Annotated in this window: 23 protein-coding genes; all 23 read right to left on the minus strand. The window is 51.4% G+C overall.

Annotated elements, in window-relative coordinates:
* Positions 1–435: a flagellar basal body rod protein FlgC gene (gene flgC, locus AB1I67_RS15435; RefSeq protein ID WP_367030764.1), complete on the minus strand. Its 435-nt coding sequence runs from the start codon at positions 433–435 to the stop codon at positions 1–3.
* 11 nt (positions 436–446) lie between these two features.
* Positions 447–803 carry a flagellar basal body rod protein FlgB gene (flgB, locus tag AB1I67_RS15440; protein ID WP_367030765.1) on the minus strand — a complete coding sequence of 119 codons (357 nt, stop codon included), beginning with the start codon at positions 801–803 and terminating at the stop codon, positions 447–449.
* A 23-nt stretch (positions 804–826) separates the two neighbouring features.
* On the minus strand, positions 827–1207 hold the full coding sequence (fliS, locus tag AB1I67_RS15445; protein ID WP_367030766.1) for a flagellar export chaperone FliS: 381 nt from the start codon (positions 1205–1207) through the stop codon (positions 827–829).
* A gap of 15 nt (positions 1208–1222) precedes the next feature.
* Positions 1223–3829, minus strand: a complete 2607-nt coding sequence (gene fliD / locus AB1I67_RS15450; RefSeq protein WP_367030767.1) for a flagellar filament capping protein FliD — start codon at positions 3827–3829, stop codon at positions 1223–1225.
* Between the two features lie 11 nt (positions 3830–3840).
* Positions 3841–4311: a hypothetical protein gene (locus AB1I67_RS15455; protein WP_367030768.1), complete on the minus strand. Its 471-nt coding sequence runs from the start codon at positions 4309–4311 to the stop codon at positions 3841–3843.
* Positions 4304–4576, minus strand: coding sequence for a carbon storage regulator CsrA (gene csrA, locus AB1I67_RS15460; RefSeq protein ID WP_367030769.1), 273 nt, complete (start codon positions 4574–4576; stop codon positions 4304–4306). The genes AB1I67_RS15455 and csrA overlap by 8 nt, the downstream gene beginning before the upstream one ends.
* Positions 4570–5052, minus strand: a complete 483-nt coding sequence (locus AB1I67_RS15465) for a flagellar assembly protein FliW (RefSeq protein ID WP_367030770.1) — start codon at positions 5050–5052, stop codon at positions 4570–4572. Before AB1I67_RS15465 ends, csrA begins: the two co-directional genes overlap by 7 nt.
* A gap of 4 nt (positions 5053–5056) precedes the next feature.
* Positions 5057–5647, minus strand: a complete 591-nt coding sequence (locus AB1I67_RS15470) for a DUF6470 family protein (protein ID WP_367030771.1) — start codon at positions 5645–5647, stop codon at positions 5057–5059.
* 22 nt (positions 5648–5669) lie between these two features.
* Positions 5670–6653 (minus strand): hypothetical protein, encoded by a 984-nt coding sequence (locus tag AB1I67_RS15475; protein ID WP_367030772.1) that lies wholly within the window; start codon positions 6651–6653, stop codon positions 5670–5672.
* A gap of 9 nt (positions 6654–6662) precedes the next feature.
* Complete coding sequence (gene flgK, locus AB1I67_RS15480) at positions 6663–8132, minus strand: flagellar hook-associated protein FlgK (RefSeq protein ID WP_367030773.1); 1470 nt, start codon at positions 8130–8132, stop codon at positions 6663–6665.
* Between the two features lie 37 nt (positions 8133–8169).
* Positions 8170–8616, minus strand: coding sequence for a flagellar export chaperone FlgN (gene flgN, locus AB1I67_RS15485; protein WP_367030774.1), 447 nt, complete (start codon positions 8614–8616; stop codon positions 8170–8172).
* 13 nt (positions 8617–8629) lie between these two features.
* Positions 8630–8932 (minus strand): flagellar biosynthesis anti-sigma factor FlgM, encoded by a 303-nt coding sequence (locus AB1I67_RS15490; RefSeq protein ID WP_367030775.1) that lies wholly within the window; start codon positions 8930–8932, stop codon positions 8630–8632.
* 146 nt (positions 8933–9078) lie between these two features.
* Complete coding sequence (locus AB1I67_RS15495; protein WP_367030776.1) at positions 9079–9549, minus strand: late competence development ComFB family protein; 471 nt, start codon at positions 9547–9549, stop codon at positions 9079–9081.
* The gene (locus AB1I67_RS15500) at positions 9542–10315 is read right to left on the minus strand and encodes a ParA family protein (RefSeq protein WP_367030778.1); all 774 of its coding nucleotides are present in this window, start codon (positions 10313–10315) and stop codon (positions 9542–9544) included. The genes AB1I67_RS15495 and AB1I67_RS15500 overlap by 8 nt, the downstream gene beginning before the upstream one ends.
* 221 nt (positions 10316–10536) lie before the next feature.
* Positions 10537–12006, minus strand: a complete 1470-nt coding sequence (locus AB1I67_RS15505) for a flagellin (RefSeq protein ID WP_367030779.1) — start codon at positions 12004–12006, stop codon at positions 10537–10539.
* A 199-nt stretch (positions 12007–12205) separates the two neighbouring features.
* Positions 12206–13060: a M15 family metallopeptidase gene (locus AB1I67_RS15510; protein WP_367030780.1), complete on the minus strand. Its 855-nt coding sequence runs from the start codon at positions 13058–13060 to the stop codon at positions 12206–12208.
* Between the two features lie 22 nt (positions 13061–13082).
* On the minus strand, positions 13083–13733 hold the full coding sequence (locus tag AB1I67_RS15515; protein ID WP_367030781.1) for a PilZ domain-containing protein: 651 nt from the start codon (positions 13731–13733) through the stop codon (positions 13083–13085).
* 40 nt (positions 13734–13773) lie between these two features.
* Complete coding sequence (locus tag AB1I67_RS15520) at positions 13774–14154, minus strand: EscU/YscU/HrcU family type III secretion system export apparatus switch protein (protein WP_367030782.1); 381 nt, start codon at positions 14152–14154, stop codon at positions 13774–13776.
* A complete protein-coding gene (locus tag AB1I67_RS15525; protein WP_367030783.1) occupies positions 14141–15541 on the minus strand; it encodes an antitoxin in 1401 nt (466 codons plus the stop codon). Before AB1I67_RS15525 ends, AB1I67_RS15520 begins: the two co-directional genes overlap by 14 nt.
* On the minus strand, positions 15541–17184 hold the full coding sequence (locus AB1I67_RS15530) for a FapA family protein (protein WP_367030784.1): 1644 nt from the start codon (positions 17182–17184) through the stop codon (positions 15541–15543). Before AB1I67_RS15530 ends, AB1I67_RS15525 begins: the two co-directional genes overlap by 1 nt.
* A 38-nt stretch (positions 17185–17222) precedes the next feature.
* Positions 17223–17999, minus strand: coding sequence for a flagellar hook-basal body protein (locus AB1I67_RS15535; RefSeq protein WP_367030785.1), 777 nt, complete (start codon positions 17997–17999; stop codon positions 17223–17225).
* An 11-nt stretch (positions 18000–18010) separates the two neighbouring features.
* A complete protein-coding gene (locus AB1I67_RS15540; RefSeq protein WP_367030786.1) occupies positions 18011–18751 on the minus strand; it encodes a flagellar hook-basal body protein in 741 nt (246 codons plus the stop codon).
* Positions 18752–18760: 9 nt separating this feature from the next.
* Complete coding sequence (locus tag AB1I67_RS15545) at positions 18761–19537, minus strand: FliA/WhiG family RNA polymerase sigma factor (protein ID WP_367030787.1); 777 nt, start codon at positions 19535–19537, stop codon at positions 18761–18763.
* Positions 19538–19541: the final 4 nt, after the last annotated feature.

Genomic DNA, 19541 nt, shown 5'->3' on the forward strand with positions numbered 1-19541 from the left:
TTATTTCCCGATCTCCAGTGCCTTTAATGCCATACTCTTTACTACATTCAGCGCCGTAATATTGGCTTCATAGGCGCGTGTGGCAGCCATCAGATCCACCATCTCCTCCGCACTGTTGACATTCGGCATCATAACATAACCGTCCGCATCAGCATCCGGATGATCCGGGTCATAGACCGGCACAAAAGGATTCTGGTTTTCAACCACTTCCTCCACAAAAACGCCGCCATTCTCCGCCTTTGTCATGGCTTTGCCCAACTCCTGCTTAAAATCGATGCGGTTCTCGCGGAAAACCACCTGTTTCCTGCGGTACGGGCCGCCCTCTGCCGTCCTGGTCGTATTCTGGTTCGCCAGGTTCTGCAGGATGATATCCGTGCGGAACCGTTCCGCGGTCAGGGCGGAGCCTGTAATATTGAGAGAATCTAAATATCCCATAAGGTGCTCCTTTATTTACCTGTATTATTGATCACATAGCGCAGTGTCGAAAGCTTTCCCGACATCCTGGATGTCATCGCCGCATACTCTGTGTATGCTTTCCAGAGTTCCAATTCTTCCTTCTCAAGCTGGACATTGTTCCCGTCCGGTCTTGCGGAAGGGGTATCGTCCTCCGTCACAACAGCACGTCTGACTGATCCGGCTTTTTCTCCTTCAGCCTGAAGGATCTGACTGAATTCCACCCGCTTTGCCTTAAAGCCCGGCGTCTCTACATTGGCTATATTATGGCTTGTCACCTGCTGCTTCAGCCATGCGGCATCAAGACCGCCCTGCAGTGCGCGAAACGCTGCATCTTCAAATAATGGCATATTCCATTCCCCCTTTTATCTGATCAGCCCGTATGGCCCATCCGCACCTGGCGGTCGGCCTGTGCAAACGCATCCTTCAGTTCTGTGATCATCGGAAGGATCTCCTCTACCGGCTGCGGATCTTTCCTGATATTGGTCTGAAGGATCTGATAAGCGAAATACTCGTAGAGCGCATCCAGCCCCTGGGAAACCTCGTACTTCCGGTCCAGGGTGGAGGACAGATGCCCGATGATCGCCTGTGCCTTTTTAAAATGGGTATTGCTCCCCTCAAAATCCTTCGCTGACAGACAATACAGCCCTTTATTCAGCCGGTTGACCGTCTCCTCAAACAGCAGGTTGACCATATCGCCCTGCGTCATTGTCATAACAGACTGTTCTTTATATCTTGCATATGGGTTTTGCATAGCATTACTCCTTTTTTATGATGAGAACTGCTGCGACAGCCAGGAACTCTGGCTGTTCATGTTGGAAATCGCCTGCTCCATGGCAGTAAACTGCTTCCAGTACCGCTCCCGCTCCTGCGTGTATTTCTTGTTCAGGTTCGACAGAGTCTTGGTGATGCTCTTCATCTCCTGGTACAGCGTGTTGCTGGTCGTGAGAACATCCTTGGTGCCTGCATAGCTGACCATGGTACCCGGGCTGGCGCTGCTGACATTCGCTGTGTCTTTGATCACCTGCTGCAGCTTCACTGCAATCCCCTGCTCCTTGTCCGTAAACAGCTTGCAGATGCTGTCCGCATTGCTCGTGACCGCCTGACGCAGGGTATCCTCGTCAATGATGAGCTTCCCGTTGTCCTTCCAGTTGCTGGAGGTCTCGATACCGATATCGTAAAGGGCGAGCCCCGCCGACTCCACAGTGTTATATAACGTCATCCTCATATCGCTTAAGAAGCTGGAGATATTGGAATCGTTGCGCAGAAGTCCCTGCTTGGACTTCTCCTCCCACAGCTCGATCTCCCGGTCGCTCATCTCTTTCTTCTGGGCGTCCGTAAGCGGCGGATACTTCTTGTATGTACTCTCTTCCTTCAGATAGCCGTTCAGTTCTTCGATCAGTTTGTTGTAATCGTCTACAAAGCCCTTCAAACTATCTACTATTTTATCAGTATCCCGTGATGTAGTCAAGTTAATTGCAGTATCGGATTTCGCAGTCAGTTCTATGGTGATCCCATCAATCTCATAGGTATTGGTGTTGCGAACGATATCTGTTCCGTCTACTGTGATAATGGAGTTCTTGCCTTGTGTGGTAACCGAACTGGTCCCTGCAGGAAAGTCTAAGTTTTCTGTGCCAAACAGGACTCCTGCCAGGCTGCCGGTCAGTTTTTTTCCATTAAGATTGTCAACATTGAAGCGTCCGTCATTGTATTCGACCACAGCATTAACTGTTGTGCTGTCGGCTGTAGTGGTAGCAAACGCTTCTTCCAGACAAGCTTTTAAATCACTTACCTTAGTATCTGCACCGACCGTAAATGTCTTCACTACCTCATTCCCTGCTGTGTCCTTTGACGTATATGATAAACTCCCAGTTATTCCGTAGTCAGCCAGCTTAGCATTGTCATCCAGCAGGTTCGATCCCGTCTCAAAACCAAGTGTGGCAAACGCCCCCATATGATCCGCGACAAATTCAATCTTGTGTTCTGCAGAAGACAGTGTGAGCGCGCTGTTTTCCGGATGATCTGTATCTTCCGTCATCCGAAGCGCGATCGCACCAGTACCGAACTTCTTGTTAAGCTGGGCATTGATGGCAGACACCACGCCCTCACGGGTCTTGTAGGTGGTACTCTCCTTCCGTCCCTCTAAGGTGACCGATACCTCCTGATTGTCCACCATGAAAGTAAACACTGCGTCTTCCCCGGCATAGAGGGACTGCTGGAGCTGGTCTAAACCAGCCAGTGCGTCGTCGGGTGCTGTCGCCGACGCTGTCTTCATATCATGTGACAGCAGAGAAGACTGGACGCCTTTGGCCTGCACGCCGAACATGGTTGTCAGAAGGTTTCCGTAGGTCTGGGACATGGAGATATTGCCTATCTCACCGGTATTTGACGACTGCATGATAAATTTATCAGCCGCCGATGAATAGGAAACAGTCACGCCTGCGCCGCTGTTGTTGATCGCGCTGATAACCTCGCTCAGGGTGGAATCCCCTGTAAGCCCATCGATCTTTACGCCGTTTATCTCAAACTCATACCGTCCGCCCTGAAGCGGTGTTTTAAAGTTCATATCCTTTAGAGCCATACCATAGGCAAGCTTGTTGGAGAACCCGCCCTCGAAACCCAGGTGCTTAATGGTGTCCGGTTCTCCTGCCACAGATTCTATGATCACACGGCGGGAGGACTCTATTGGTGTACCTGCACTGACGGGTTTGCCTGAGGGATCGGTTTCCAGCTTGACCAGCTCCATCTTGTCGCCCGCATCCACATTCATGCCCACAGATGTTCCGAAATTACGGTAAAGTGCCTGGTTGATATTGTCCAACACTTCCTTTTGCTTTGTCGAATCTGTGTCGGCGCCATCCACCCCGGCAAACGAAATGACTTTATTGACTCCATCTAAGGTAATGGAAAATGAGTAAGTTTTAGTTGAATCAGAAAACTGGCTCAGATCTGCATTCTGCCCCACTGCGTCGCCGGTCACTACATCCCCTGATTTCACTGTACATGCAGTTGCAAGCTGTTTCACTGCATCGATGGTCATGCCCTTCACCGCATTGGCCGCTACGGAATTGACCTTCACAGCGGAAGAACTGCTGACGCCGGACATGGTATTGTACAGGCTGTTGCTGAGAAGGTTCGTATTCCCCGAACCGTAATATGAAAAATATTTATCGCTGAAACTGTTGATATTGGTGATCAGTTTGCGGTAAATATCCTGTTTCCACTCTAACTGCTGCTTCGTTCCCATCTGTTTGTCGATCTTGGTCTGGGTGCCGGCAAGCATACTTTCCACAATACTTTCCGTATCCATCCCGGAAGCAAGGCCGGACATATAATTCCTGCCCCCTGCGCTGACTGTATTAATTGAAGATGCCATGTTTGCTCCCCCTATCTTTTCTTATCATAGAGCATTCCCTTGCTGCCCTGGTCCATCTGTTTTAAATAACCGGTAAATTTCGTGTTTGCATTGTTCTGGCGTATTTTCTCTTTAAGGGACACGGCTGCTTTTGCCAGCCGCTCCTGCGCCAGCCCATCCAGCTCCCGGATCCTGCTGATCACGGTATAGAGCGCCTGGCTCTCGTCAAAGAGCAGGCGTTCCTCTTCGCTTAAGCTGCTGTAATCACAGCGGTTTTTCATAATCTCGTGCGCACGTTTCCCCGCGTCTGAACGAAGACGTATGTCTTCCGCTTTGGCGTCGATGGAATTGATCTTCTGGATCAGATCATCCCGGGCAGTGATTGCATCAGCGATCCCTTCTGTATCCTCGGCCTGTGTGGAGACCAGCTTCTGAGTCTCCAACTCGTATAGCAGGAACAGTTCTGTTTTGTCTTTTACAAGCTCCCGCATCGGTTCAATCATGTGTGTCCTCCCGGGTCTCTTCCCCGTCCTCCCCGGTCAGGGGGCGAAGGTTCCTGGATAACTGGAATACTTTCAACAGATCCACCTTATCGGATGCTTCCCGGTTGTTTTCTACGGTCAGATATAACTCCGTTCGGCTGATCTTCATATGCTCCGGAGCGGAGATGCCAAGCCGCACCTTATCGCCCTTTATATCGGCTACAAAGATCTCGATATCGTCACCGATTTTGATCGATTCACCCTTTTTTCTGGACAGAATCAGCATACGTCCTTCCCCTCTCCTTCCGCGAATATGGGCTGACGTATGGGATAATCCTGATCCAGGATCACCTGTACCGCCAGATTCGTTTTGTGGTTTATAATGACCGGGCTTTTTAAGTTTACAGTGGATTTGCGGAAGGTCTCTCCGATCACCATCAGTACCCAGCAGTCCAGATCATCCTCCGGGACCGCCTGGAGCATGATCAGCACATCCTGCATCACAACTGGCGCGTAGTCTTTTTTTACTTCCAGCGGATTCAGCATGATAAAGCAGACATATTTCTGCTCTATGGACTGAAGCCAGCAGATTCCATTGCCCATGTTGGAATCATTGACCAAAACATACTGGGTGTATTCTTCAAATCCAAATATAGGCTGTTTAAATGTGATAATATTTTTTTCTTCAATCTCAAGGAACCCAAAATCTCTGGTCTCTATCTTCAACTTTGCCGCCTCCAACTGTTTTTGTCTCGCTGCCATTCATTTACTCTTCGTATGACGGGTTTGCGCTGGGCGGAACATACATCGGTTCCCCCACATATTCAATCTCCACCTTCGGATACTGCTCAACATTGACATTCAGCTCTCCCGGTATGTAAACGGCTGGCTTCGTCTCTGTCTGAGGGTGGAACTCCACCTGGGCAGGCGTATAATCGATGGCAAGGTCTGCCGGTGTCCAGCTGATATCCGGTCCCACGGCCGGAAGGTAGGTAAATCCTGTGGTCACATTGGACTGGGCAAGCATCTGGTTTTTCATGATATCCGCCACAGTGATCCCGTCCTGGATCTGCATCATCTGATTGCCTATGCGGGAATATTGTGCCGTGGCATCCGATGCTGCCTTCAGCCCTTCCTGGGCTGCATCCCGCATCAGCCCTTTTGCCGTTTTAAACCCCAGGCTGTCCCTCGCACGGGAGGAATCAATATTCACTTTAATATTCTCGGATCTCATGTTCAAATGTCCCGGCGTCTGGATGATCCCGGCCTCCGGGTCCGGTATCTGGCTCTCAAGCCTTGCCCTCTGGGATGTCATGGACAGCTTTATGGGAGTCGTCGTAATCTTTAAAACGTTCATACTACTGGCACCTCCTGAACCGTTATTTCATAAAATCAAAAATAGATGGCGGAATGATACTGGAGCCAAGCTGCAGGGTTACCATCCATGCAGATTCATAGGATTTGTTATTCACTGCTTCTGTCTCCAGATTTACCCCTTCCAGACTCTGCTGGCGCTTCTTTAGATTCACCAGCCCGGTCTCAAGCCGTTCCTGGGTGCGCTCCAAAAGTTTTTCCCGTGTTCCCAGCTCTGACGTGGCGATGGAAGCATTGCTCTGCTTCTCCTTTAGATGGCTGAGGGTATCAAGCGCCCCCTCTTTGTCTCCGGCCTTCAGCTGTTCTTCTATCTTTCCCACGAGACTGTATAAATTGTTGGGCAGCCCGTTGGCATCTTTCCCATACCCCAGGACATCTGCTCCTGATGTTGAAATCTGTATCCCGGACTTCGCATTGGCCTTTCCATCCGCGTAGTTTCCAAATCCCACATCCAGATATACCGGCTTGTTTTCCGTGAACCAGGTATCGGGATCGTTTTTGTCATAGTCATCTACAGGTTTGCCGTTAAAAAGCAGCTCCCCGTCTGTACCCAGGGTAAACGGCGGTTCATCGTTGCCGGACCCGGAAAACAGGTATTTTTCTCCATATTTGGCGTTCATCGTCTGCAGGATCTCATCCTTCAGTCCTCCCAGCTCCTCCGCTATGGCATTTAAGGATGCCTGGTCTGTGGTTCCGCCCGCCCTGGTGGCCTTCTCATAAATGGTGTCCAGGATAGAATGAACGGCAGTGATATTGGAATCCGCTGTCTCCAGCTCTCCCACTGCATTCTCCACAGTCCTGATATGCTCTTCCGACGCAGCGATCTGAGTACGGATCGCAAATGCCTTAGAAGCGGTTGCCGGATCTTCGGACACATGGTTATACTGACGCCGGGACGAAAGCTTTAGATTGGAATTCGAAAGATTGGCAATGTTTTTCTGAAGATTCCGGTTATATGTTGTTGTCATCATTTTTTCTGTTATTCTCATTGCTCCTCCTTAACGGCCCACCAGCCCCATCTGATTGATGATCATATCCAGCTGCTCGTCCATGGTTGTCATCAGCCTGCCGATCGCCTGATATGCTTTATTATAGGTCATCATATTTATGCCTTCTTCGTTCAGCGACACACCGGATACTCCCATCCGGTCCGAGTCAATGCTGTCAGCCATCGCCAATGCAGTTTCAAGCCTGCCGGAATTGGTCTTGGCATTGCTGCCCAACGTGCCTGTATAGAAAGTGACAAATTCACTGAAGGTCCCGCTGAACTCGCCTCCGAAATCAAAATCCTTAACAAGCGCTTTCTTCATGTCTGAAATATCTGTGTTATCGCCGCTCCCGTCCGGATTGTTTTTCCGGATCACATAGGAAGGATCATCTGCCCATTTAGAACTGATGGATATGCTGCCTGCGGTGATCTCACCGCTCACATCCCCCTCCAGAAGAACCTTATATTTGTCCGGAAACGGGCTCTCATCATCATGGACGATGTTGTTGAACGTATTGGCAAAACTCTTTGCAAAATTGTCCAGCTGCCTCTGATAATACGGAATCCCGGGACTGATGGCATTATCGCCGGTCAGGGTCTCCAAAAATCCCGCTATGGCTCCTTTGCCCAGATCGGTGGATTTCCCATCACTGGCCCAGCTTAAGGATGTGCCGTCATTGCCAAGCCGGAGGGTATCGCAGGTATAAGACCCGCCCATAGAGTCCACAACAACCTTGCCGTCCAGCTTCACCTGGATCTTCCCCTCGTCCAAGGATACCACTTCCACCTTCCCGTAACGGGAAAGGTCATCCAGGATTAAGTTCCTCTGGTCCAAAAGATCATTGGGCCCATAGTTGACCCCATCATAATCATCGTTGACAAACACCTCGTGTGCAATGGTACGGTTCAGTTCAGACAGCTGCGCCAGGCTTGTGTTGATCTCATCTACAGCTGACGCCAGGTCGTCCTTGGTCTGGCTTATGACGGTCTTTAGATTGTTATCGTATTCGTTGAGGATCTGTGTGACGCTCTTAAATGCATTCATCACAATGTTGGCATGGGTCTCGCCGTCGGGTGTGGAACTGAAATCCGCCAGAGCCTGGGAAAGCTCCGTAAGCGCATCCATGATTCCGCTCCCATCCACCTCAGGGTCGCTCAAAACAGCCTCCACCTGCTCCATAATGGCTGCTTTCTGGTCGTAATAGCCCACCTCGCTGTACTGTTGGCGGAACTTGCTGTCCAGATAGGGGTTGCGGATCTGGCTGACCCCTCTGGCATCAACGCCCTGCCCTGCCAGGGGAACCGAGCTGTGATTGAACCGGTCCGTACCGTAAACCTGTACGCTGACCGTGTCCAGCCTCTGTCTGGTATATCCTTTGGTCTCAAGGTTGCTTAAGTTGTTTCCGACGATATCCATCGCCTTCTGGTTGACCATCAGGCCTCTCTTGGCTGTCTCCAGCCCCATAAATGTTGGTCTCACTTTTTCACGCTCCTGGTTTTCTGATCTGTTTTCTGGTTCAGGCTTTTTTCTCAAAGTTCAATCCGGCAGGCCTGGCGGCCCGGCCGTATATCCCGGTCGGATTGGCGGCTAAACGTCCGTCCACGCCCATCCGTTCCAACTCGTCCTTCGCCAGCTTTTCCGCTTTTTCATTGTAAAATCGGATATTGCCTATGGCGCCGTCCAGCCGCCTGTAAAGCTCCAGCAGTTCCTTCTGTTCTGCGCCCTCTGCACCCTCTGCGATCTCCTTTAGGGTACTGTTCCCGAAGCCCAGTGACGAAAACAAGGCTCTGCGCCGGTTCTCCAGATTTTCAAGCTGCTTATCCATCGCCTGCTGCATCATAATGGAGGCTTCGATCTTTTCCAGCTTCTTCGTCATCAAAAGCCCCAGCTTCTCGACCTGTGTCTGCTCCATCTTTTCAAAAAATTCCGTATATTCCCGCAGGAACTCCAATAACTGGTCCATTTCGATTCCCCCTCTACAGTCCGCTCATAAGCCGCTTGGCAATCAGATCCGCAGACACTTCATAGGTGCCGTTTGCCACCTGGTTCTTGAGCTGCGCGATCCGTTCCGGGGAAGCCCCCTCGTTCATGGACTTTCCAAGCGCTGAAGCAAAAGAGGATGCCTCGCTCTTTCTTGCGCCTCCACTGCTGATGCAGATGGCGTCACTGCGGTTCTTAAGCTCCCCCGATGCCGGGATGGAAATGCTTTTCTCCGGAAGCTTGCCGCTGTTTACCGCATTCTGGTATATCGAATAATTCCTTGTGATCTTCATATCCATAAACCCGACTTCCTTTCTATGTGAACAATCATTTTTTTCTCTATTATAGTTATCGGACGCAATTCAAAAAAGTTTAGTGTTTTTATAAAAAAAATCACAGGCAGTCCATGCCCGCTTTCGCGGCGTCTGCCTGTGTCCTCCTGCACCTAATGACGAGGTTCTTTTTTTACCAGGAGAATAGCCTGGACCAGTGCGCTGGTCACTTCAGAGCCATAGCTCTCCTCCACCATTTTCCTGCGGTCTTTGTCATCTTTTTCCATGACTACATAACGCGGCTGAAGCCGGTTTAATGCCAACGCGGCGATATCTTTCTTACAACGGTTGCATTTACAGCAGTTAAACCGGACCAGTGTTGCGTCCAGCTTTTCAAATACGATATCCTCCATCAGATTCACAAGGATCATCTCGCGCTTCTCCTGGAAAGGAAGCGGCACTGACGCCCGTCCAATGGCCCTCGCCATCCCTGCCGCCGTAGGCATGGTCATAGCCGAAGCGGACGATATCCCCTGGGAAGCCAGGGCAGGCTCCTCCGGCTCCGGCGCTGTTTTCCGCGCCGCGGTCGGCATGATCTTCTGATACATAAGCTCTTTGTCTATCTCTGTTCTCGTCTTAGCCATCTATCCCAAGCCTCCCCGCCAGCAGTTCCTCCGCCAGCTGCTCGTAATCCAGGACCGCGTTGCAGCGCGGCGCATACTCCAGCAGTGATTTCTGCAGGGACTGGGCCTCCCGGAGCGCTACGCTCTCGCGGATACAGGTGTTTAAAAAGGGCATCCCAAGATCCGCTGCCACCATCTCCACAGTGCCTGTCACTTCCCTGCTGAACCGGGTCCTGGGATTGTGTTTGGTCAGGAAGATCCCCAGATGCTCGATCTCCTGGTTGCAGTAGATCCGCACCCTCCGGATCGTATCGTCCAGCTGCGTGATCCCCTGAAGGCTGAAAATATCCGACAGCATGGGCACCAGAACATAATCCGCCGCTGTAAAGGCATTGACCGTCAGGATACCCAGCGCAGGCGGGGAGTCAATAAAGATGAAGTCGTACTCCGGCTTCAGAGACTCCAATGCCCGCTTCAGGAGGAATTCTCTCTGTGTGCCGGTAAATTCCAGTTCAATGCTGCTGAGGAGGATATTGGAAGGGATCAGATCCACCAGCGTTGTCCTCTGGACCGCAAATCTCGGTTTGATCTCTTCCTTGAGCACCTCGTAAATAGTAGCGCTACCATCTGTCACCGCCCCCATGCTGAAGCTTAAATTCCCCTGCGGGTCCATGTCCACAGCCAGCACACGGTACCCCTTTGCCTTAAAAATAGCAGCCAGGGCATAGACCGATGTGGTCTTCCCTACGCCGCCTTTCTGATTGGACAAAACAATGGTCTTTGCCATATGTAAAACCCCCGACCGATTAATCTTTTTATTAATTTTCTACAAATCTCTGCATAAAATGACACTGGTTTTATTATAGCAAGAAAACCATAAACATACAAATAGATTTTGACGCCAAAACCCTTAAAACCCCACAAAAAATCCGCCCCGTAAAACTGCTGCGGGGCGGAGAAGATTTAAAACAATATTGACCTGTCCTGTACAGACTATAATTACTGCAATTACTGTAACAGCTGTAAAATGGACTGCGGCTGCTGGTTGGCCTGTGCAAGCATAGCCTGTGCAGACTGTACCAGAACGCTGTTCTTGGTGTAGTTCATCATTTCCTTCGCCATATCTACGTCGCGGATACGGGACTCTGCGGAAGTGATGTTCTCAGTGGTAACACCCAGGTTGTTGATGGTGTGCTCTAAACGGTTCTGGATCGCACCAAGTTTGCCGCGGCCGGTGGAAACGGTGTTGATCGCTGTTTTGATCTTAGCCATCGCTGCGGATGCGCCTTCTCTGGTGCTGATATCAACAGAAGATAAACCAAGTGCATTAACATGCATATCACCAATGCTGAGTTCCAGCTGGTTGTAAGCATCGTTGGTGTCACCAATCTGAAGGGTCAGACCACCACCTGCGGAAAGACCTGAACCGTTTGCTAAAGTAGCAGTTGTTGCAGCTGCTAAAGTAGCGCCGGTTTTGGAACCTTCGAAGCTTACAGACATATCCACACCTGCATCGGACAACATTTTATTGACATCAGCTGCAGTGTATGATTTACCCGTTTCAAATCCAAGCGTTACATTTCCATCAGCAGCGACTTCAACACCGGCACTAGTTCCGTCAAAATCCAACGTACGCGTATCGGCTCCTGCCTTGGCTGCCGTAACAGTGATATCACCAGTAACTGCTGATGCCTGTTTTGCCGCTACAGATGTCATCGCTGCAACTACTGTACCTGCTCCATCCGCTCCAAACTTAAAGTCTCTGTCTACTGTCAGGGAAACCTTACCTGCTACTTCAGACGGAGTTCCTGTTGCACTGGCGATCAACTTATCAATATCCTTCTGAGTATAGGTTTTAGCCGCATCACCCTCTAAATTAATCGTCAGAGTTTTATCTCCACCCCAAGAAGCGCTGCTTGCAGTACCTTTTGCCACTGTTTTGATTTCTACTTTATATCCTTCAGGAGCTTCAAACGTAAACTTAGTAGCTGCATCTGTATTACCAGCTGCGCCTCCGGCTGTACTGCTTCCAAATATACCAGCAGTCCCAACACCCATGCTGCCATCCAACAGCTTAATGCCGTTAAAGTCAGTACCATCAGCAATACGGTTGATCTCGTCCTTCAGTGCAGAGATCTCATCCTGCAGAGCCTTACGGTCAACATCATCGGTGTAGGTGCCGTTGGCGGACTTGGTAGCCAGCTCGGTCATACGGTTTAACATGGAATGAACTTCCTGTAAGCCGCCCTCTGCGGTCTGGATCAGGGAGATAGCATCCTGGGAGTTGTCAGTTGCTGCTTCCAGGCCTTTGATCTGTGCTCTCATCTTCTCAGAGATTGCCAGCCCTGCTGCATCGTCGCCTGCACGGTTGATCCTGTAACCAGATGATAACTTCTCCAGTGACTTTGCTACTGCGCTGTTGTTAACGCCCAACTGTCTGTTGGAATTGAGTGCCATAATGTTGTGCTGAATCCTCATAATCATTACCTCCATGTAATTTGATTTCGGGAAATCCTTTTCCCTCTTTGTGATATGTTCCAATGCCGGACGGGCCCTGTCCAGCATCAGTGGAAGCTTCCGAAACATTCCATTTCTTCCGCTCTGATATATTTATCGTACCGGTACGGCTTTTCTTTAGAAAAAAAGTGCACAAAAAACCAAAAAGTTTTTGTGCACTTTATCCATATAAACTTTCCTGGATATAAAATTCCTCCAGGGAAAGACCATGTTCTTTTAAATACTTTGCTGCCTCCACGCCCACATATCGGAAATGCCACGGCTCATAGGAGATCCCGGTGATAGACTCCTTCCCCCGCTCATACCGCAGCGTGAATCCATACTCCCAGGAATGTTCCCGCAGCCAGATCCCCTCCGGGGTATTCTCAAACCCTTCCTCCAGCTTCTGATATCTCCTGGAAAAGAAATCCACCGCAAGTCCCAGGCAATGCTCACCGGAACCAGGTATGGAGATGGACTGCCTTGCCAGCACGTAGGATTCCTCCTTGGTATGTCCGCTTTTTACATAGCTCTTTACTTTCCTGTTAAATAGCATCTCCTGCCGGTCCAGGGTCCTGTATGCCGAACAGATGACAGGGGACAGGCCCGCTTCCTTCATGGCATCCAGCATCTCTATAAGAGGGTCGTAGATCCGCGCATCCACGCTCTGTTCCGTTCCCGGTATCTGTTTCAGCTCTACGGTATAGTCCTCCGGGACAGGATATTCCGCGTTGGTCAAGATCAGGCACCACATGTCTTCTTCCCGAAGGACCAGGCTGTCCTCTCCTGCGGTCTGCGGCGTCTGCATAAGCTCCTGCGCGGGCGCCTCCACTCGGACGGCATCCTGATGGGCTGATTCCAGGCCTTCGGGTCTCTCCGCTCCGGCTTCAGCGATCTGGGCAGCCTGTGCCTGCCGCTCCCGTTCCAGGGTGTGGTGAGCCGAGATATAAAACAACGCCAGGATCAGCACAAACGTATAGATGATCACGCGGCGGTTCCTGACTGCCGGTTTACTGCCGGACTTTTTTTTGCCCATGGCCGTCTGTCGCCTCCTTTTCCTAACGAATCCTGCGGAGCTGGTCGCTCTGACGCTTCAGTATATACCGATAAAGCAGATCCTCCTGCTGGGTTGCCATATCCATGAACTCACAGCCGTATCCGTACTCTCCGTCCGGCCGCTCTACCTGACGCCTTACTTCACAGGAGAACAGCATCGTGTCCCCCATGGCCGGAATGACGATGTTGAACTTGTCATCCACACGGAATTCCTCTTTTGACCGGAACATCAGGCCGCCCAGACTGATATCCACCAGCCGGACCTTCAGTCCATTATAATCCATATCCGGCTCCTCTGCCTCAGCTTCGCCGTCCATCCTCATAAAGTTATAGATGATCCCCTGGTCTCTGGTACTGATCCGGAAATATTCCCGCCGCTCGTCATTGGTCGCCTCGTTTAAGTCCGTGATCCTCGCCAGTTTGGGGGATGACAGATAAACCCGTCCGATCAATACCCGGAATCCCAGCTGGGTGTTGTAAATCTCCACCTTGACCAGCAGATTGTAGGGGACTGTGGGCAGCTCATTGCGCGAACTGCCGATATCGATAAAATTCTTCCCGATCCGGTGCAGTACCCCCATAGAGATCAAATCATTATTTTTTGCTTTCATTACGCAGGATGAACCTACATACCCATCCGGCAAGTACACCATAAGACACTCCCCCTGTCATTCTGTTGTTTTCGTCGTTCTGTCATGTTCCCTCCGGGTCCTTCCCCCGCCCCGATACCAGCTTGCTGCGCAGACGCTCCTGCGTCCGGCCTCCTGTCTGTGACGGAGGAGATGCAGGCCGCTCTATGCCTCTGACCTGTGCGGAAGTCTCGATCAGCCGGCAGTATATGGCAGCCACTACTTCATAAAGCTCCACAGGGATATTGCTCCCAACCTCCAGCATGCATAAAAGAGAGGCTGCGCTGTCATCCTTGAATACAGGGATTCCCTTTTTTTCTGCGATATCGATTATGTGCTCCGCCACGGTACCGTAGCCGGAAGCGATCACTACAGGGGATGCATCCTCCTCTGCATTGTATTTGAGGGCTACCGCCTTGTTCTTTGCCTTCTTATATTTTGACATCCACACCGGTCCTCCTGTAAGGCAGGTTTTTAAATACATCCATCAGGGAGCGGACTCCCTCCATCCGTTGGATCTCTACCCCGGCAGCCCGGTATCCATGCTCCTCGATCATCCGCTCAAACTCCGGCGCCATCTTTTCAAATATGGACCGGCATGATTCCGGGCAGTACAGGGAAAAGCTGAGATTCCTGCCCGCCAGGCGGAATTCCGCCTCCATCTGTCCAAATCCCGGGATATCGAAGGTGATCAGCATATGGACCCGGTCCTGCCCGTCTTCGGCCTGCCTCCCGCCTCCGTCCTCATCCTTTGGATCGATCCACAGCTCTGAAAAAGCTTTCATTCCATAGTAATCCACCGGAATGACAAAATGGAGCAGCGGTGTATAGTTGCAGGGCGAGGACAACAGGCTTGTGATGATCTTCTCGATCTTATCCCCGTTTAAGCTGTTCATCGGGGTCTCCCTGTCCTGCTTGCTGATGATCTGGGCCAGCGTATCCATGATCCTGGAGCGGTTTTCCTGATGCTCCGGCGTCTGGAAGCCTGCCATATACTCCCTGACCAGGCCTCTCAGCTGATCCTTTTCCTCCCTGCTGCCTACATGGACCAGCAGGTTCAGCAGCGCCTCCTGAAGGAAGGTCTCGCTGTCCTGGTACCTGGATAAATTGTACAGGATATTGGGAAGCACCCGCTCCATCTGGGGTGAGTACAGTACGCTTCCCTCCAGCTCTTTTAAAAGCTCCCGGACCTGCACCTTCAGCTGTTCAAAGTTTTCGGGAGCAGTCTGGCTGCGCAGGCTTGCCGCCAGCTGGCGAAACCGCTCCGACAGATTCCGGCTTCCCTCCAGCTGTTCAGATAAGTACTCCAGGCTGTTAGCCACAGAATCCAGCACATCCATCCTTGACAGGCTTCCATTGACCGCCTTTAAAAGATCAGCCGTCTCCTGCCTCAGCTCCGGCTTTTCATTCATCAAATCCCGCAAAAAGTCAAACAGCGGACCCTTAAACAGGGTGGAAGCATATTCCTGGTCTACCAGCTCTTCCACGATATGGTCCGGGTCGATTAAAAGCGCATCAAAAAGCTGGCGGATCTCCTTTGTCATCGTATTGTTATTGACAGGAAGCAGATTGATGATCTCCTCCAGCATATAGATATTTTTCAAATAGTTTACTGTGACTGCCGGGTCCTTCAACAGATTCATCAGGGTAGCCGCGCCGGCTTCCTTCTGGAATACATTGTGCTGGCCCAAAAGCCCGCTCCCTGCGGGGTTCTGCGTGATATGGCGGATCTCCTGCATGTCAAAGGGCACGGATGGGTCTTTCGGGGTCTTATCCGGCTGAATGATGTTCTTGTTGATGACCGGCGAGGTCACGCGTAAGATATCTGCCATTATCGGATTCCTTTCCTGATCTCACCATCCAGATAATAAAAGGAACAGCTTATTTCTTTCTTCACAATATTGAGCTTACAGTCCCCGATGGTGATCACCGTTCCGGGATGGACCTCTCCGGCCGTCAGCCTGGTGCGCCCCACTTCCCGAAGCTGCCTTGCGATCACTGCCGCCTGCTCCTTCAGCTTTTTTTCCTTCAGGGCATTGACCGGCGCTCCCAGCTCCAGCTTCTGAAGACGCTCCTGCTGTTTGGGGGTAATGGTTCCAGCGCGCTTCTTATCAGACAAGTAGCGGATATCCTTTTGATCCTCCTGAAGCTTCCTGGATACTGCGATTAAGTCTTTCCCGATCCGCTCCATTTCTTCCATAAGCTGTGGGGTGATGCCCAGAGTCACAAAGGTTGCCACATGGCTGGTGCTTCCGACCACCCGTACTTTCATCTGGTTGTATACAGAACAGTTCCCGCCGATGAGCGCCCCCCGCTTGCCGATCAGCGTCAGGTCGTTCCCGCAGGAGACCTCCGAGTTGATGATATATTCTGCCTGGATATTTTTCTTCGCATACAGCGTACAGTCCTCCAGGAATTTGGCGGTGATATTTTCCCCCGCCTCCAGCACGCCGGACTTCATGCCGCGCATCCCTTTTTGCAGAAGAATGCTGCCGCCTGCCTTTAAGACCGCGCCTTCCACCATTCCCATGACGGTGATATCCCCTTTGGAGGTCACTTTAAACCCTTCGAACACATCTCCCTTTATGGTAACGCTTCCCATAAAATCAATATTGCCCACGGAATTATCCACGTTTCCGTCAACCACATAGACATTTTCAACCTGGAAACGCCCATTCCGGAAGGTCAGGTTCCCCTCGCACGCGGTCAGCAGTTTATCTTTCTCCGGGGAATAGACGATGTTCCTGCCCTGGGGAATGGGGGGCATGGTGCCCATCTTTCCCCGCACAGGATTGCCGAATACATCCGTTCCGTCCTGAGGCTCTTTGGGCATGGTAAGCTCACAGACCAGCTCGCCCTTTTTTACATTATGGATCAGGTTCATATTTTTAAAATCCACTTCTCCGTTGCCCTTTGAAGCGAATTTCAACTGCTTCTGCCTGGGAAAATAATCCTTGATCTTCCCATTCTCCCCATCGGCAGCAGGGGTGCCGTTTGCTATGACAAACATCTGGCGGTACTGTCTTCCTTTTGTAACGGCTGTGATCTTCTCCCGGTCTATCCCATACCGGATATGGCGGGCTTCCAGAGCATCCAGCACGGCTTCTTCCGTGATATGGCTGCCTCCTCCTGCTGGCTCTGTCAGGATCATGGACACACTCATCTTGTCATCAGCAACTATGATCTCTGCGGATGCATCCCGGTATTCTTCCCTGACAGCTTCCATGGGGGCCTCAGTATGTTCTTCCGTATCAGGACTGTCCTCATCAAGCAGCTCTGCTTCCGCCTGCTGCCTGCGCCGTTCTTCCAGCTCGTTCCAATCCTCCGCAGTCTCCACGCGGTCGTCATGCTCCTGCGCCTTTTGTTCCGGCTCCTGCGCGTTCCGGTTCTCTCTCTCCTTCAGGCCCCCGTTTTCCTCGTCTGATTCCTCAAGGAATTTTGCAAACAGGCCGAAGATCAGGCTCTTGTCCTCCATCCGATGCACCCCCTTTTATGTCCTAAGCCCGTCATTATTTACCTGAGATTGTTGACGATCTCCTCCATCTGGTCTGCCGCAGTCACGATCCGGCTGTTTAGCTGGAACGCCCTCTGGGACTGGAGCAGGTTGACCATCTCCGTGGGAATATAAGTGCTGGAAAGCTCCAGCGTGCGGGTAAGCAGCCTGCTGCTCTCCTGTTCCTCATCCAGATCATCGATGGAGACCCATTCGCCCGAAGTGGCTCCGGTGCGGTAAAGGTTCTTTCCAAAAGGCACCAGGCCGTCCGGATTCTCACAGGTATAAAGCCCGATCTGGTCCTTCAGCTGGCTTAAGTCCAGCTCTCCGGTATCCACCATCCGGCCGTTCTCATCCTCTTTCTGCTTGTATTCCAACTCTATCCTGTCGCCGTCCCGGCTCAGGACATATTTGCCGTCTCTGGTGGTCAGGTAATTCCCATCGTCCGTAGCGGAGATCTGGAAAGAACCGTCTCTGGTAAATGCAGGCTCCTCCTCATCTTCGTTGACTTCAATGGCAAAGTAGGCTTTTCCCAGAATGGCAAAGTCCAGATCCCGCTCGGTCTTTTCAAAATTGCCCTGCTCAAAAACCGTTTCCGCGCCGTTGGTCTTAACACCATGGCCCACCATCTGATCTGCTGCTTTCGTATCCATCTGGGTGTAAAGCAGATCGTCAAAAGAGCTTCTCAATGATTTGTAGCCGGTGGTATTGACATTCGCCATGTTATTGGCCGTCACGTCCAAATCTGCCTGAAAAGATTTCATGGCGGACACCGCCGTATAATAAGATATATTCATTCCTCTGCCTCCTACAGCTTCCCAACTTCGGATGCTGTTTTCTGGTTCATCTGGTCAATGATGGTCAGCGCTTTGCCGCAGGACTGGAACGCCCTCTGCAGCTCCATGGCCCGGGTGGTCTCCGCATTTAGATCCACGCCGGATTCCTCCAGCTTGCCCTGGTACATATCCGGATAAACCTGCTCCAGCTGCACATTGTCATTGATCCCATAGGTTCCGTTTTCATAAAAAGTGAGATTGTTGTAATCATCCGGCTTCATGACCTGGATCTGATCCAGCTCCCCATCCTCCCAGTCGTAGATGATGCCGTTTTCTCCCACGCGGAAACCGCCTTCCTCCACAGTGATCGGACCGCCGTCTCCCATGACCTGGCCGATGCCAGGAAGGATCAAGTTGCCCTCCTCGTCTTTTGTGAAGTGACCGTTCCTGGTCAGGTACACCTGGTCCTCACCCTGGATGACAAAAAATCCCTCTCCGCTGATCGCCAGGTCAAAGGTCTTTCCCGTATCCACAAGCGCTCCCTGCTTATGGCTGGTGATCTCCCCCTCCGCCACAGAGATGGTCGATCCGCCGCCCAGCTGGTCGACCGCCCCGCCCATTTTCCTCACCAGCTCTTCACTGAAGGTGGTCTTTATGAGGCGCTTTGGCCGGTATCCGCTGGTCTTTACATTTGCAATATTGTTGGCGCTCACGTTGAGCGCCCGCTGGTTCATCAGCATTCCTGACGCCGCTGTATAAAATCCTGAAAACATATGTATTACCTATCCTCTCACATATTCTTCCATGTGTACCTTCAGCTTGCTGATCGCTTTTGTGTGGATCTGGCATACCCTGGACTGCCCGATCCCCATGACCTCGGCAATCTCAGAATATTTCAGTTCCTCATAATAATACAGCGCGATGACCAGCCGCTCCTTCTCACCCAGGCTGTCTATGGCGTCCTTGAGTGTCTGCTGAAGCTCCCTGTAGAAAAGATTCTCCTCCGGTTTCCCGCTCCGGTCCGCTGTTTCCAGCTCGCCTTTGGCTACCACTCCGGTCATGTCCTGGAGCACATTCTCAAAAGAAAGAAGGGTCGCCCGGTTCATGTAGCGGATATGGTTTTCCACCTTCTCCACAGGCAGGTTTAAGTAGGCTGCCACCTCCTCCACCTCAGGCTCGCGCATCTTGTCATTGGCAAGCATGGAGAACGCTTCATCCACCTTTTTTTGAAAATTCCGCGCCCGGTGGGGAACCCAGTCCTGGCTGCGGATATGATCGATCATAGAGCCTCTCACCCGCAAAAACGCATAGGTTTCAAACTTTGCCCCATGGGATTCGTCGTAACGCTCCATGGCGTCCATAAGGGCGAGCACGCCCTGGTCGATCAAATCTTCCTCCTGAAGGACGCTGCCCGCCATCCCGCGCAGCTGTACCGCTGCGGACCGGACAAGAGGAAGGAAACGGATCACAAGCCGGTTCCTCAGCTCCTGGCTGCGGCTCTCTTGGTATTCCTTAAGCGCCTGCGCCGTATCTTCCACGCTGATCTGTTCCATCTGCATATCG

This window comes from Clostridium sp. AN503 (assembly GCF_040719375.1).
In the GTDB taxonomy this organism is placed as follows: domain Bacteria; phylum Bacillota; class Clostridia; order Lachnospirales; family Lachnospiraceae; genus Brotaphodocola.

Excerpts from the sequence above, each read along its gene's own strand:
- flgC (WP_367030764.1), bottom strand. The coding sequence starts at position 435 with ATGGGATATTTAGATTCTCTCAATATTACAGGCTCCGCCCTGACCGCG.
- flgB (WP_367030765.1), bottom strand. The coding sequence starts at position 803 with ATGCCATTATTTGAAGATGCAGCGTTTCGCGCACTGCAGGGCGGTCTT.
- fliS (WP_367030766.1), bottom strand. The coding sequence starts at position 1,207 with ATGCAAAACCCATATGCAAGATATAAAGAACAGTCTGTTATGACAATG.
- fliD (WP_367030767.1), bottom strand. The coding sequence starts at position 3,829 with ATGGCATCTTCAATTAATACAGTCAGCGCAGGGGGCAGGAATTATATG.
- AB1I67_RS15455 (WP_367030768.1), bottom strand. The coding sequence starts at position 4,311 with ATGATTGAACCGATGCGGGAGCTTGTAAAAGACAAAACAGAACTGTTC.
- csrA (WP_367030769.1), bottom strand. The coding sequence starts at position 4,576 with ATGCTGATTCTGTCCAGAAAAAAGGGTGAATCGATCAAAATCGGTGAC.
- AB1I67_RS15465 (WP_367030770.1), bottom strand. The coding sequence starts at position 5,052 with ATGGCAGCGAGACAAAAACAGTTGGAGGCGGCAAAGTTGAAGATAGAG.
- AB1I67_RS15470 (WP_367030771.1), bottom strand. The coding sequence starts at position 5,647 with ATGAACGTTTTAAAGATTACGACGACTCCCATAAAGCTGTCCATGACA.
- AB1I67_RS15475 (WP_367030772.1), bottom strand. The coding sequence starts at position 6,653 with ATGAGAATAACAGAAAAAATGATGACAACAACATATAACCGGAATCTT.
- flgN (WP_367030774.1), bottom strand. The coding sequence starts at position 8,616 with ATGGACCAGTTATTGGAGTTCCTGCGGGAATATACGGAATTTTTTGAA.
- AB1I67_RS15490 (WP_367030775.1), bottom strand. The coding sequence starts at position 8,932 with ATGGATATGAAGATCACAAGGAATTATTCGATATACCAGAATGCGGTA.
- AB1I67_RS15495 (WP_367030776.1), bottom strand. The coding sequence starts at position 9,549 with ATGGCTAAGACGAGAACAGAGATAGACAAAGAGCTTATGTATCAGAAG.
- AB1I67_RS15500 (WP_367030778.1), bottom strand. The coding sequence starts at position 10,315 with ATGGCAAAGACCATTGTTTTGTCCAATCAGAAAGGCGGCGTAGGGAAG.
- AB1I67_RS15505 (WP_367030779.1), bottom strand. The coding sequence starts at position 12,006 with ATGAGGATTCAGCACAACATTATGGCACTCAATTCCAACAGACAGTTG.
- AB1I67_RS15510 (WP_367030780.1), bottom strand. The coding sequence starts at position 13,060 with ATGGGCAAAAAAAAGTCCGGCAGTAAACCGGCAGTCAGGAACCGCCGC.
- AB1I67_RS15515 (WP_367030781.1), bottom strand. The coding sequence starts at position 13,733 with ATGGTGTACTTGCCGGATGGGTATGTAGGTTCATCCTGCGTAATGAAA.
- AB1I67_RS15520 (WP_367030782.1), bottom strand. The coding sequence starts at position 14,154 with ATGTCAAAATATAAGAAGGCAAAGAACAAGGCGGTAGCCCTCAAATAC.
- AB1I67_RS15525 (WP_367030783.1), bottom strand. The coding sequence starts at position 15,541 with ATGGCAGATATCTTACGCGTGACCTCGCCGGTCATCAACAAGAACATC.
- AB1I67_RS15530 (WP_367030784.1), bottom strand. The coding sequence starts at position 17,184 with ATGGAGGACAAGAGCCTGATCTTCGGCCTGTTTGCAAAATTCCTTGAG.
- AB1I67_RS15535 (WP_367030785.1), bottom strand. The coding sequence starts at position 17,999 with ATGAATATATCTTATTATACGGCGGTGTCCGCCATGAAATCTTTTCAG.
- AB1I67_RS15540 (WP_367030786.1), bottom strand. The coding sequence starts at position 18,751 with ATGTTTTCAGGATTTTATACAGCGGCGTCAGGAATGCTGATGAACCAG.
- AB1I67_RS15545 (WP_367030787.1), bottom strand. The coding sequence starts at position 19,537 with ATGCAGATGGAACAGATCAGCGTGGAAGATACGGCGCAGGCGCTTAAG.